General features: G+C 60.2%; 12 protein-coding genes. 9 read left to right on the top strand and 3 right to left on the bottom strand.

Going from position 1 to position 13,529, the window contains the following annotated elements; translation table 11 throughout:
* The first annotated feature begins 9 nt into the window (after positions 1 to 9).
* The 9 genes from nuoG (at position 10) to NK667_RS06560 (ending at position 10,437) form a co-directional block, all read left to right on the top strand.
* Positions 10 to 2,724, top strand: coding sequence for an NADH-quinone oxidoreductase subunit NuoG (nuoG, locus tag NK667_RS06600; RefSeq protein WP_054053677.1), 2,715 nt, complete (start codon positions 10 to 12; stop codon positions 2,722 to 2,724).
* A complete protein-coding gene (gene nuoH / locus NK667_RS06595) occupies positions 2,721 to 3,728 on the top strand; it encodes an NADH-quinone oxidoreductase subunit NuoH (protein ID WP_028623953.1) in 1,008 nt (335 codons plus the stop codon). The genes nuoG and nuoH overlap by 4 nt, the downstream gene beginning before the upstream one ends.
* 12 nt (positions 3,729 to 3,740) lie before the next feature.
* Positions 3,741 to 4,286 (top strand): NADH-quinone oxidoreductase subunit NuoI, encoded by a 546-nt coding sequence (gene nuoI, locus NK667_RS06590; protein ID WP_177331423.1) that lies wholly within the window; start codon positions 3,741 to 3,743, stop codon positions 4,284 to 4,286.
* 9 nt (positions 4,287 to 4,295) lie between these two features.
* On the top strand, positions 4,296 to 4,799 hold the full coding sequence (gene nuoJ / locus NK667_RS06585; protein WP_054053684.1) for an NADH-quinone oxidoreductase subunit J: 504 nt from the start codon (positions 4,296 to 4,298) through the stop codon (positions 4,797 to 4,799).
* Between the two features lie 2 nt (positions 4,800 to 4,801).
* Entirely contained in the window at positions 4,802 to 5,110 is a 309-nt protein-coding gene (gene nuoK / locus NK667_RS06580; RefSeq protein ID WP_007905077.1) for an NADH-quinone oxidoreductase subunit NuoK, read from the top strand.
* Positions 5,107 to 6,960: an NADH-quinone oxidoreductase subunit L gene (gene nuoL / locus NK667_RS06575; RefSeq protein WP_054614116.1), complete on the top strand. Its 1,854-nt coding sequence runs from the start codon at positions 5,107 to 5,109 to the stop codon at positions 6,958 to 6,960. Before nuoK ends, nuoL begins: the two co-directional genes overlap by 4 nt.
* Positions 6,961 to 7,000: 40 nt before the next feature.
* Positions 7,001 to 8,533, top strand: coding sequence for an NADH-quinone oxidoreductase subunit M (gene nuoM / locus NK667_RS06570; protein WP_054053688.1), 1,533 nt, complete (start codon positions 7,001 to 7,003; stop codon positions 8,531 to 8,533).
* A gap of 7 nt (positions 8,534 to 8,540) precedes the next feature.
* The gene (gene nuoN, locus NK667_RS06565) at positions 8,541 to 10,004 is read left to right on the top strand and encodes an NADH-quinone oxidoreductase subunit NuoN (RefSeq protein WP_054053690.1); all 1,464 of its coding nucleotides are present in this window, start codon (positions 8,541 to 8,543) and stop codon (positions 10,002 to 10,004) included.
* Between the two features lie 220 nt (positions 10,005 to 10,224).
* Positions 10,225 to 10,437 carry a hypothetical protein gene (locus NK667_RS06560; protein WP_152980878.1) on the top strand — a complete coding sequence of 71 codons (213 nt, stop codon included), beginning with the start codon at positions 10,225 to 10,227 and terminating at the stop codon, positions 10,435 to 10,437.
* A gap of 217 nt (positions 10,438 to 10,654) precedes the next feature.
* On the opposite strand, the gene NK667_RS06555 is transcribed toward NK667_RS06560, so the two are convergent.
* Genes NK667_RS06555 through NK667_RS06545 form a run of 3 tightly spaced genes read right to left on the bottom strand, consistent with a single transcriptional unit; the run spans position 10,655 to position 13,527 of the window.
* Positions 10,655 to 12,397, bottom strand: coding sequence for an ABC transporter substrate-binding protein (locus NK667_RS06555; protein ID WP_054053692.1), 1,743 nt, complete (start codon positions 12,395 to 12,397; stop codon positions 10,655 to 10,657).
* 46 nt (positions 12,398 to 12,443) lie between these two features.
* Positions 12,444 to 12,716 (bottom strand): DUF2160 domain-containing protein, encoded by a 273-nt coding sequence (locus tag NK667_RS06550; protein WP_054053694.1) that lies wholly within the window; start codon positions 12,714 to 12,716, stop codon positions 12,444 to 12,446.
* A gap of 10 nt (positions 12,717 to 12,726) precedes the next feature.
* The gene (locus NK667_RS06545; protein WP_007896138.1) at positions 12,727 to 13,527 is read right to left on the bottom strand and encodes a carbohydrate ABC transporter permease; all 801 of its coding nucleotides are present in this window, start codon (positions 13,525 to 13,527) and stop codon (positions 12,727 to 12,729) included.
* Between the last annotated feature and the right edge of the window lie 2 nt (positions 13,528 to 13,529).

The following is a 13,529-nucleotide window of genomic DNA, read 5'->3' as shown; positions in this document are numbered from 1 at the left end:
CTTTGAACCATGGCCACTATCCACGTAGACGGCAAAGAGCTCGAAGTCGATGGGGCAGACAACCTGTTACAGGCATGTCTGTCGCTAGGCCTCGATATCCCTTATTTCTGCTGGCACCCCGCCCTTGGCAGCGTTGGCGCTTGCCGCCAGTGCGCGGTCAAGCAGTACACCGACGCCAACGACACCCGTGGTCGGATCGTCATGTCCTGCATGACCCCCGCCACCGACGGCAGCTGGATCTCCATCGAAGACGAAGAAGCGAAAGTGTTTCGCGCCAGCGTCGTCGAATGGCTGATGACCAACCACCCTCACGACTGCCCGGTCTGTGAAGAAGGCGGTCACTGCCACCTGCAAGACATGACGGTAATGACCGGCCACAACGAGCGCCGTTATCGCTTCACCAAGCGTACTCACCAGAACCAGGATCTCGGCCCGTTCATCGGTCACGAGATGAACCGCTGCATCGCTTGCTACCGCTGCGTGCGCTTCTATAAGGACTACGCCGGCGGCACCGACCTCGGTGTGTTTGGCGCCCACGACAACGTGTACTTCGGTCGCGTTGAAGACGGCACCCTGGAAAGCGAGTTCTCCGGCAACCTCACCGAGGTCTGCCCGACCGGTGTGTTCACCGACAAGACTCACTCCGAGCGCTACAACCGCAAGTGGGACATGCAGTTCTCACCGAGCATCTGCCATGGCTGCTCCAGCGGTTGCAACATATCCCCGGGCGAACGCTACGGTGAACTGCGTCGTATCGAAAACCGTTTCAACGGTTCGGTAAACCAGTACTTCCTGTGCGACCGTGGCCGTTTCGGCTATGGCTACGTCAACCGCGAAGACCGTCCGCGTCAGCCATTGCTGGCCAACGGCGCCAAGCTGACACTCGACGAAGCGCTGGATAAAGCCGCTGACCTGCTGCGCGGTCGCAACATCGTCGGTATCGGTTCGCCACGCGCCAGCCTCGAAAGCAACTTCGCGTTGCGCGAACTGGTTGGCGCCGAGCACTTCTACTCCGGCATCGAAGCCGCCGAGCTGGAGCGCATTCGACTGGTCATGCAAGTTCTGAAAGACAGCCCGCTGCCGATCCCGAACATGCGCGACATCGAAGACCACGACGCGATCTTCGTCCTCGGTGAAGACCTGACCCAGACCGCTGCGCGCATGGCCCTGTCCCTGCGTCAATCGGTCAAGGGCAAAGCCGAAGACATGGCCGACGCGATGCGCGTTCAGCCGTGGCTCGACGCCGCCGTGAAGAACATCGGTCAGCACGAGCTGAACCCGCTGTTCATCGCCAGCCTGGCTGAAACCAAGCTCGACGATATCGCTGAAGAATGCGTACACGCTGCTCCAGACGACCTCGCCCGCATCGGTTTCGCCGTGGCTCACGCCCTCGACGCCAGCGCACCGGCCGTTGAAGGCCTGGACGCTGAAGCCGTTGAACTGGCTCAACGCATCGCCAATGCCCTGCTGGCCGCCAAGCGTCCGCTGATCATTGCCGGTACTTCGCTCGGTTCCAAAGCGCTGATCGAAGCGGCGGCAAACATTGCCAAGGCCCTTAAGCTGCGCGAGAAGAACGGTTCCATCAGCCTGATCGTGCCAGAGGCCAACAGCCTCGGCCTGGCCATGCTCGGTGGCAACTCGGTCGACGACGCATTGCAAGCAGTGATCGACGGCAAGGCCGACGCTATCGTCGTGCTGGAAAACGATCTGTACACCCGCACCGACAAAGCCAAGGTCGATGCCGCCCTGAACGCCGCTAAAGTGGTGATCGTGGCGGACCATCAGAAGACCGCAACCAGCGATCGCGCGCACCTGGTTCTGCCAGCCGCCAGCTTCGCTGAAGGCGACGGTACGTTGGTCAGCCAGGAAGGCCGCGCCCAGCGCTTCTTCCAGGTCTTCGACCCGAAATACATGGACGCGAGCATCCTGGTTCACGAAGGCTGGCGCTGGCTGCATGCCCTGCGCGCGACCCTGTTGAACCAGCCGATCGACTGGACCCAACTGGACCACGTCACCGCTGCCGTGGCTTCGAGCACGCCGCAACTGGCGCGTATCGTTGATGCCGCACCGTCCGCCGCGTTCCGCATCAAAGGCATGAAACTGGCCCGCGAACCGCTGCGTTATTCCGGTCGTACCGCCATGCGCGCTGACATCAGCGTGCACGAACCGCGTACCCCGCAAGACAACGACACCGCGTTCAACTTCTCGATGGAAGGTTACTCGGGCTCGGTCGAACCGCGTCAGCAAGTGCCATTCGCCTGGTCGCCGGGCTGGAACTCGCCGCAAGCCTGGAACAAGTTCCAGGACGAAGTCGGTGGTCACATCCGCGCTGGCGACCCGGGCACCCGCCTGATCGAAAGCACCGGTGATTCGCTGAACTGGTTCGCCAGTGTTCCGCGCGCCTTCAACCCGGCGCCGGGCACCTGGCAGGTCGTGCCGTTCTTCCACCTGCTCGGCAGCGAAGAGAACTCTTCGAAAGCCGCACCGGTTCAGGAACGCATCCCGGCCGCCTACGTCGCGTTGGCCAAATCCGAAGCCGATCGCCTTGGCGTCAACGACGGTGCCCTGCTCAGCGTGAACGTAGACGGCCAGACCCTGCGTCTGCCACTGCGTATCAATGAAGAGCTGGGCGCTGGCCTGGTGGCATTGCCTGCGGGTATCGCCGGCATTCCGGCCGCGATCTTTGGCAAAACCGTTGACGGACTGCAGGAGGCAGCTCAATGACCTGGTTCACGCCTGAAGTGATTGACGTGATCATCGCGGTCCTCAAGGCCATCGTGATTCTGCTCGCCGTGGTGGTGTGCGGCGCGCTGCTGAGCTGGGTCGAGCGTCGTCTGCTCGCCCTCTGGCAGGACCGTTACGGTCCGAACCGCGTCGGCCCGTTCGGCGCGTTCCAGATCGCGGCCGACATGATCAAGATGTTCTTCAAGGAAGACTGGACGCCGCCGTTCGCCGACAAGATGATCTTCACGTTGGCACCAGTAGTCGCCATGAGCGCCCTGCTGATTGCCTTCGCGATCATCCCGATCACCCCGACCTGGGGCGTGGCGGACATCAACATCGGCATCCTGTTCTTCTTCGCCATGGCCGGTCTGTCGGTCTACGCGGTGTTGTTCGCCGGCTGGTCGAGTAACAACAAGTTCGCCCTGCTGGGCAGCTTGCGGGCCTCGGCGCAAACCGTGTCGTACGAAGTGTTCATGGGCCTGTCGCTGATGGGTATCGTGATCCAGGTCGGCTCGTTCAACATGCGCGACATCGTTGAATATCAAGCGCAGAACCTGTGGTTCATCATTCCGCAGATCTTCGGTTTCCTGACCTTCTTCATCGCTGGCGTCGCCGTGACTCACCGTCACCCGTTCGACCAGCCGGAAGCGGAACAGGAACTGGCCGACGGTTACCACATTGAATACGCCGGCATGAAATGGGGCATGTTCTTCGTTGGTGAGTACATCGGCATCGTGTTGATTTCGGCGCTGCTGGTGACCCTGTTCTTCGGTGGCTGGCACGGTCCGTTCGGTATTCTGCCGCAGATCCCGTTCATCTGGTTCGCGCTCAAGACCGCGTTCTTCATCATGATCTTCATCCTGCTGCGCGCCTCGATTCCGCGCCCACGGTATGACCAAGTGATGGATTTCAGCTGGAAGTTCTGCCTGCCGCTGACCCTCGTCAACATGCTGGTGACCGCTGCGATCGTGTTGCTCAACACGCCCGCCGTCGCGGCTCAGTGAGGATAGAGAATCATGAAGTACATATTTGACATCGTGCATGGCTTCTTCACCCAGCTTCGCAGCCTGGTGATGATCTTCGGCCATGCCTTCCGCAAGCGCGACACGCTGCAGTACCCGGAAGAAGCCGTGTACCTGCCGCCGCGCTACCGTGGCCGTATCGTCCTGACCCGTGACCCTGATGGCGAAGAGCGTTGTGTAGCCTGCAACCTGTGCGCCGTGGCGTGCCCGGTCGGTTGCATCTCGCTGCAGAAAGCCGAAACCGAAGACGGTCGCTGGTACCCGGACTTCTTCCGCATCAACTTCTCGCGCTGCATCTTTTGCGGCCTCTGCGAGGAAGCCTGCCCGACCACCGCGATCCAGCTGACACCGGATTTCGAGATGGCCGAGTTCAAACGTCAGGACCTGGTTTATGAGAAAGAAGATCTGCTGATCTCCGGCCCCGGCAAAAACCCTGATTACAACTTCTATCGTGTTGCAGGTATGGCGATTGCCGGGAAGCCGAAAGGCGCCGCGCAGAATGAAGCCGAACCGATCAACGTGAAGAGCTTGCTGCCTTAAGGAAGAAAGATGGAATTCGCTTTCTATTTCGCATCGGGTATCGCGGTTGTGGCCACGCTTCGCGTGATCACCAACACCAACCCTGTGCACGCCCTGCTCTACCTCATCATTTCGCTGATTGCCGTGGCGATGACGTTTTTCGCCCTCGGCGCGCCGTTCGCCGGTGTGCTGGAAGTGATCGCCTACGCTGGCGCCATCATGGTGCTGTTCGTGTTCGTGGTGATGATGCTGAACCTCGGCCCGGCCTCGGTTCAGCAAGAGCGCGTCTGGCTCAAGCCCGGCATCTGGCTCGGTCCGGTGGTTCTCGGCGCCCTGCTGCTGGCTGAACTGCTGTACGTCCTGTTCAGCCATTCCAGCGGCCAGGCCATCGGCCACACCACCGTAGACGCGAAGGCCGTGGGCATCAGCCTGTTCGGCCCGTACCTGCTGGTGGTCGAACTCGCCTCGATGTTGCTGCTCGCCGCAGCCGTCACGGCGTTCCACTTGGGCCGCAACGAAGCCAAGGAGCAATGACGATGCCTGCTATCCCTTTGGAGCATGGTCTGGCGGTTGCCGGCATCTTGTTCTGCCTCGGTCTGGTCGGCCTGATGGTCCGCCGCAACATTCTCTTCGTGCTGATGAGCCTGGAGGTCATGATGAATGCCTCCGCTTTGGCGTTCATCGTTGCCGGTAGCCGCTGGGGTCAGCCGGATGGACAGATCATGTTCATCCTGGTGATCAGCCTGGCAGCCGCCGAGGCCAGTATTGGCCTGGCGATTCTGTTGCAGCTGTATCGCCGCTTCCACACTCTCGATATCGACGCTGCCAGCGAGATGCGCGGATGAATCTTCTCTATCTGACTTTCGTATTCCCTCTCATAGGTTTCCTGCTGCTGTCGTTCTCACGCGGCCGCTTCTCGGAAAACCTGTCGGCGCTGATTGGCGTCGGTTCCATCGGCCTGTCGGCGATTGTCGCCGCTTACGTGATCTGGCAATTCAACGTCGCCCCGCCAGAAGGCGGTCACTACACCCAGGTGTTGTGGCAGTGGATGGCGGTTGAAGGCTTCACGCCGAACTTCGCGCTGTACCTGGATGGCCTGTCGGTCACCATGCTCGGCGTCGTGGTCGGTGTCGGCTTCCTGATCCACCTGTTCGCGTCCTGGTACATGCGCGGTGAAGACGGTTACTCGCGCTTCTTCGCCTACACCAACCTGTTTATCGCCAGCATGCTGTTCCTGATCCTGGGCGATAACCTGTTGTTCCTGTACTTCGGCTGGGAAGGCGTGGGCCTGTGCTCGTACCTGTTGATCGGTTTCTACTACAGCAACCGCAACAACGGTAACGCGGCACTCAAGGCGTTCATCGTGACCCGCATCGGCGACGTGTTCATGGCCATCGGCCTGTTCATCCTGTTCGCGCAACTGGGCACGCTGAACATCCAGGAACTGCTGGTGCTGGCACCGCAGAAATTCCAGGTCGGCGACTTCTGGATTGTTCTGGCAACCCTGATGCTGCTGGGAGGCGCTGTCGGTAAATCCGCGCAACTGCCGCTGCAAACCTGGCTGGCGGACGCGATGGCCGGTCCTACTCCGGTTTCGGCACTGATCCACGCCGCAACCATGGTGACCGCAGGCGTTTACCTGATTGCGCGTACTCACGGCCTGTTTGCCCTGGCGCCGGACATCCTGCACCTCGTAGGTATCGTCGGTGGCGTGACCCTGGTGCTGGCTGGCTTCGCGGCACTGGTACAAACCGACATCAAACGTATCCTCGCCTACTCGACCATGAGCCAGATCGGCTACATGTTCCTGGCGCTGGGCGTTGGTGCATGGGAAGGCGCGATCTTCCACCTGATGACCCACGCCTTCTTCAAGGCGCTGTTGTTCCTTGCTTCCGGTGCGGTGATCGTTGCCTGCCACCACGAGCAGAACATCTTCAAGATGGGCGGCCTGTGGAAGAAGTTGCCGCTGGCCTACACCAGCTTCATCGTCGGCGGCGCGGCCCTTTCGGCCCTGCCACTGGTGACCGCAGGTTTCTACTCCAAGGACGAAATCCTCTGGGAAGCGTTTGCCAGCGGCAACCAGGGTCTGCTGTATGCAGGTCTGGTCGGCGCGTTCATGACTTCGCTGTACACCTTCCGCCTGATCTTCATCGCGTTCCACGGTGAAGCGAAGACCGAAGCCCACGCCGGTCACGGCATCGCTCACTGGTTGCCACTGTCGGTGCTGATCGTACTGTCGACCTTCGTCGGCGCGATGATCGTTCCACCGCTGCACGGCGTACTGCCGGAAAGCGTCGGCCATGCCGGCGGCGAAGCCAAGCACAGTCTGGAAATCGCCTCGGGCGCCATCGCCCTGGCCGGTATCCTGCTGGCCGCGCTGCTGTTCCTCGGCAAGCGTCGTTTCGTCACTGCAATCGCCAACAGCGGCATCGGCCGCTTCCTTTCGGCCTGGTGGTTCGCTGCCTGGGGCTTCGACTGGATCTACGACAAACTGTTCGTCAAGCCATACCTTGCGATCAGCCACGCACTGCGCAGAGACCCGCTCGATCAGACCATCGGTTTGATCCCGCGTATGGCCAAAGGCGGCCACACCGCCCTGAGCCGTACCGAAACCGGTCAACTGCGTTGGTACGCGGCATCGATGGCAGCCGGCTCCGTGCTGGTCATCGGCGCCATCGTGCTGGTAGCGGTCTGAATATGAACCTTGCGAACTTGCGAAAGGAATTGAGCCCGTCATGATTCTGCCTTGGCTAATCCTGATCCCCTTCATCGGCGGCCTGCTGTGCTGGATGGGTGAGCGCTTCGGCGCTACCCTCCCCCGCTGGATTGCGCTGTTGACCATGACCCTGGAACTCGCACTCGGCCTCTGGCTGTGGGCCCACGGTAATTATTCATTTGCTCCGGCGCCTGGCGCCGATCCGGTCTGGGCGCTTGAGTTCAAGCACATCTGGATCCAGCGATTCGGCATCAGCGTGCACCTGGCCCTCGACGGCCTGTCGCTGCTGATGATCCTGCTGACCGGTTTGCTGGGTATCCTCTCGGTACTTTGCTCGTGGAAAGAGATCCAGCGTCACGTCGGTTTCTTCCACTTGAACCTGATGTGGATCCTGGGCGGTGTCGTCGGCGTATTCCTCGCCCTCGACCTGTTCATGTTCTTCTTCTTCTGGGAAATGATGCTGGTGCCGATGTACTTCCTCATCGCGCTCTGGGGTCACAGTTCTTCGGACGGCAAGAAAACCCGGATCTACGCGGCGACCAAGTTCTTCATCTTCACCCAGGCTTCCGGCCTGATCATGTTGGTGGCGATCCTGGGCCTGGTGCTGGTCAACTTCAACAGCACCGGCGTGATCACGTTCAACTACGCCGACCTGCTGAAAACCAAGATGTCGCTCACTACCGAGTACATCCTGATGCTCGGCTTCTTCATCGCTTTCGCGGTGAAACTGCCGGTCGTGCCGTTCCACTCCTGGCTGCCTGACGCTCACGCCCAGGCGCCAACAGCGGGTTCGGTCGACCTGGCCGGTATCCTGTTGAAGACGGCGGCCTACGGTCTGCTGCGTTTCGCCCTGCCGCTGTTCCCGAATGCCTCGGCCGAGTTTGCGCCGATCGCCATGACCCTCGGTCTGATCGGGATCTTCTACGGTGCGTTCCTGGCCTTCGCACAAACCGACATCAAGCGTCTGATCGCCTATTCCTCCGTGTCCCACATGGGCTTCGTGTTGATCGGCATCTACTCCGGTAGCCAACTGGCGCTGCAGGGCGCGGTGATGCAGATGTTGGCACACGGTGTGTCGGCGGCAGCACTGTTTATCCTCAGCGGTCAGTTGTACGAACGCACTCACACCCGCGACATGCGTGAAATGGGTGGCCTGTGGTCGAAGATCGCTTACCTCCCGGCCATCAGCCTGTTCTTCGCAGCCGCGTCCCTGGGCTTGCCGGGCACCGGTAACTTCGTCGGTGAGTTCCTGATCCTGATCGGCACCTTCGCCGCTGCGCCGTGGATCACCGCGATCGCAACGACGGGCCTGGTGTTCGGTTCGGTCTACTCGCTGATCATGATCCACCGTGCCTACTTCGGCCCGTCCAAGTCGGACGCGGTGTTGCATGGTATGGATGGTCGCGAACTGATCATGGTGCTCGGCCTGGCGGCGCTGCTGATTTACATCGGCGTGTACCCGCAGCCGTTCCTCGACACTTCTGCCGCGACGATGCATGGCGTGCAGCAGTGGCTTGGTACCGCCTTCACTCAACTCGCTTCGGCCCGGTAAGAGCGCTATGGAATTCACGACTCAACACTTTATCGCGCTCGCGCCGTTGTTGATCACCACCGCCACGATCATCGTGGTGATGCTGGCCATCGCCTGGCGCCGCAACCACTCGCAGACCTTCCTGATTTCCGTGGCGGGTTTGAACCTGGCGTTACTGTCGATCCTGCCAGCCTTGAAAGTCGCGCCATTGGCCGTGACCCCACTGCTGCAGATCGATAACTTCGCTTGCCTGTACATGGCGCTGATTCTGGTTGCCACCCTCGCTTGTGTGACCCTCGCCCACGCCTACCTCGGCGATGGCGGTTCGGGTTACCCGGGCAACCGCGAAGAACTGTACCTGCTGATCCTGATGGCCGCCGCCGGTGGCCTGGTTCTGGTCAGCGCGCAACACCTGGCCGGGTTGTTCATCGGTCTGGAACTGTTGTCGGTGCCGGTCTACGGTCTGGTGGCGTATGCCTTCTTCAACAAGCGTTCGCTGGAAGCCGGCATCAAGTACATGGTGCTGTCGGCCGCCGGTTCGGCGTTCCTGTTGTTCGGTATGGCCCTGCTCTACGCCGACTCCGGCAGCCTGAGCTTCGTCGGTATCGGTCAGGCACTGGCCGCGACTGGCCTGCCAAGCTCCCTGGCGCAAATGGGCCTGGGCATGATGCTGATCGGCCTGGCGTTCAAGCTGTCGCTGGTACCGTTCCATCTCTGGACCCCGGACGTTTACGAAGGCGCTCCGGCTCCGGTTGCAGCGTTCCTGGCGACCGCTTCCAAAGTTGCTGTGTTCGCGGTGATGGTGCGTCTGTTCCAGATCTCGCCTGCGGCAAGCAGCGGCGTGCTGAGCGACGTACTGACCATCATCGCCATTGCGTCGATCCTGTTCGGTAACCTGCTGGCACTGACCCAGAGCAACCTCAAGCGTCTGCTGGGTTACTCGTCCATCGCTCACTTCGGCTACCTGCTGATCGCCCTGGTGGCGAGCAAGGGTCTGGCCGTGGAAGCCATCGGCGTGTACCTGGTCACCTACGTGATCACCAGCCTCGGCGCATTCGGCGTGATCACCCTGATGTCCTCGCCGTACAACGGCCGTGACGCGGATGCCCTGTACGAATACCGTGGCCTGTTCTGGCGCCGTCCGTACCTGACCGCCGTACTGACCGTGATGATGCTGTCCCTGGCCGGCATCCCGCTGACCGCGGGCTTTATCGGCAAGTTCTACATCATCGCCACCGGCGTCGAATCGCACCAATGGTGGCTGGTCGGTTCCCTGGTACTGGGCAGCGCCATCGGCGTGTTCTACTACCTGCGCGTGATGGTCACCCTGTACCTGATCGAGCCGAACCTGCGTCGCCACGATGCTCAACTGCACTGGGAACAACGTGCAGGCGGCGTGATGCTGCTGGCCATCGCCGCACTCGCGTTCTTCCTGGGTCTGTATCCGCAACCATTGCTGGTACTGGTTCAGCAGGCCGGGTTGGCGGGTTGATCGCCTAGGCGATACTCGGTAGAAAACAGAAACGGCACCTTCGGGTGCCGTTTTTGCGTTTTGGGGGTTCAAGATCAAAAGATCGCAGCCTGCGATCTTTTGATCTTCATCGCTCTCCCCTCTTTCGGAAGATGCCTGCGTGGTAGTAGGCAATGACTGACATATCACTCAAGGCATTTACCGTTAAGTTCGGTGAATGGATATCGAGAGAGATCAAAGAATGAAGCGTGATATTTTTGCCGAGCTGATGGACGGTTTGGAGTTTCTTGCAAAGAACCGGCAACAACAAAATCCTGTGGCGAGGGAGCTTGCTCCCGCTGGACTGCGTAGCAGTCCCCATTCGAATAAAGCCAATGATTCAGAAGATTTGGCGTCTGCTGCGCAGCCGAGCGGGACGGTGCGGCGATCCGACAAGCTCCCTCGCCACAGGTGAGCGGTGATTAAGGTTGGTTTGCTTGGCTTCAAGAAGTCTGTTGACCGGTAGGGCCTCTTCGCGAGCAAGCCCGCTCCCACAGGGGATTTGTGGCGAACACATTATTTGTGAACAGCCCCGAACCCCTGTGGGAGCGAGCTTGCTCGCGATGGCGGTCTATCAGACACCAATGAAAACGGCACCTTCCGGTGCCGTTCGCATTTCACATTACAGCCGCTTACTTACGCGCATCTGCCCACGATTTCAGCAGTTCGGTGTAGCTCACGGTTTCACCCTTAGGCTTCTCATTCGCCAATTTAGGTTTCGGCGCACCTGGCTGATCAAACCAGTACTGCGCATCCCGTTCCGGGTTCATTTTCGGCCCGCAAACCGGTTGCACCTTGGAGCGTTCAAGCCGCGTCATGATGGCGTCCTGGTCCTTGGCCAGGCCATCGAGCGCTTGTTGCGGGGTTTTCTCGCCGCTGGCCGCTTCGGCGATGTGGCTCCACCACAGTTGCGCCAAACGTGGGTAGTCCGGCACGTTGGTCCCGGTCGGGGTCCATTGCACGCGGGCCGGGCTGCGGTAGAACTCAACCAGACCACCGAGCTTCGGTGCGAGGTCGGTCATGGCTTGCGAGTTGATGTCCGACTCACGAATCGGCGTCAGGCCGACGATGGTTTTCTTCAGGGATACGGTTTTCGAGGTCACGAACTGCGCGTACAGCCAGGCCGCGAGTTTTTGCTTTTCAGGCGTGGACTTGAGGAACGTCCAGGAACCCACGTCCTGATAGCCCAGCTTCATGCCCTCTTCCCAGTACGGGCCGCGTGGCGATGGTGCCATGCGCCATTTAGGCGTGCCGTCGGTGTTCATCACCGGCAGGCCGGCCTTGGTCATGTCGGCGGTGAACGCTGTGTACCAGAAGATCTGCTGGGCGATGTTGCCCTGGGACGGCACAGGGCCGGATTCGGAGAAGGTCATGCCCGCCGCTTCCGGTGGCGCATAAGCCTTGAGCCAGTCGACGTATTTCTGCGTCGCGAAGACTGCCGCCGGGCCGTTGGTGTCGCCGCCACGGGTCACGCTGGAACCCACCGGATGACAGTCCTCGACGCGAATGCCCCACTCGTCCACCGGCAAGCCGTTAGGCAAGCCTTTGTCGCCGCCACCGGCCATGGAGAACCAGGCATCGGTGAAGCGCCAGCCCAGCGACGGGTCTTTCTTGCCGTAGTCCATGTGCCCGTAGATGCGCTTGCCGTCGATTTCCTTGACGTCTTCGCTGAAGAATTTGGCGATGTCTTCATAGGCTGACCAGTTCACCGGCACGCCCAATTCGTAACCGTACTTTTCCTTGAACTTGGCTTTCAGCTCCGGCCGTTCAAACCAGTCGGCGCGGAACCAATAGAGGTTGGCGAACTGTTGGTCGGGCAGTTGATAGATCTTGCCGTCCGGCGCGGTGGTGAAGGAAATGCCGATGAAGTCTTTGATGTCCAGGGTCGGCGAGGTGAAATCCTTGCCTTCGTTGGCCATCAGGTCGGTGATCGATTCGGTCTTGCCGTAACGGAAGTGCGTACCGATCAGGTCCGAGTCGTTGACCCAGCCGTCATAAATGCTCTTGTCCGACTGCATCACGGTCTGCAGCTTTTCCACCACGTCGCCTTCTTGCAGCAAGTCGTGGGTGACCTTGATCCCGGTGATTTCGGTAAAGGCCTTGGCCAGCACCTTGGACTCATATTCGTGGGTGGTCAGGGTTTCCGAAACGACCTTGATGTCCATCCCGCGAAATGGCTGGGCAGCCTTGATGAACCACTTCAATTCCTCGAGCTGCTGATCGGCCGTCAGGGTGGACGGTTTGAATTCGCTGCCGATCCACTTTTTCGCCGCGTCTTCGTAGGCATCAGCCCAGGCAGACGCGCTCAAACCGCTGAGTGCCAGCATGGCCGCCAGTGAAATGCTGTGTCGCAGCTTATTGTTTTTATCGAACATATGACCTCCTGTTTAGTTTTCGGAGCAACATTGCCGAGCGATTCGACTAGCCCCAACGCATCACAGCCAACAGCCACACCAGGGACAACGCGGACGCGACCCAGATGCTCCAGTCGGTGACGCCGATTACCAGCAAATGCAGGTAGGCGCTGCCGAGAAGACCGATAAACAAGCGATCGCCACGGGTGGTGGCAATCGGTAACAAACCACGGCGAAGAATGCTCGGCGAACGCAATTCCCAGGTGGTCATGCCCACCAGGATCAGGCCAATGGCGATGAAGAACGCCGCGGTGGGGGTGGTCCAACTCATCCATTCCATCATCAGCTCCTCAGACCCGACCCAGGGCAAAGCCCTTGGCCACGTGGTTGCGAACAAACCAGATCACCAGCATGCCCGGCAGGATGGTCAACACCCCCGCCGCTGCCAGCACACCCCAGTCGATACCGGACGCCGAGACCGTGCGGGTCATCACCGCCGCGATCGGCTTGGCGTTGACCGACGTGAGCGTGCGCGCCAGCAGCAGCTCGACCCAGGAAAACATGAAGCAGAAGAACGCCGTCACCCCGATCCCCGAACCAATCAACGGCACGAAAATCTTCACGAAGAACTTCGGAAAACTGTAGCCATCAATGTAGGCGGTTTCGTCGATTTCCTTGGGTACTCCGGACATGAAGCCTTCGAGGATCCACACCGCCAGCGGCACGTTGAACAGGCAATGCGCCAGCGCCACTGCAATGTGGGTGTCGAACAAGCCAATCGAGGAATACAGCTGGAAGAACGGCAGCAGGAACACCGCCGGCGGCGCCATGCGGTTGGTCAGCAGCCAGAAGAACAGGTGCTTGTCGCCGAGGAAGCGATACCGCGAGAACGCATAGGCCGCCGGCAGCGCCACGCTCAGGGAGATCACCGTGTTCAGGCTCACGTAGTACAGCGAGTTGAGATAACCGGTGTACCAGCTTGGATCGGTGAAGATCACCTTGTAGTTGGCGAAGGTGAAATCCTGCGGAAACAGCGTCAGGCCGCCAAGGATTTCGGTGTTGCTCTTGAAGGACATGTTCAGCAGCCAGTAGATCGGCACCAGCAGGAACAGGATGTAGATCAGCAATGGAATCAGCTTTCTCTTGCTCATGA

The organism is Pseudomonas nunensis, from assembly GCF_024296925.1.
GTDB lineage: Bacteria > Pseudomonadota > Gammaproteobacteria > Pseudomonadales > Pseudomonadaceae > Aquipseudomonas > Aquipseudomonas nunensis.
This window is presented reverse-complemented; position numbering and strand designations above follow the sequence as displayed.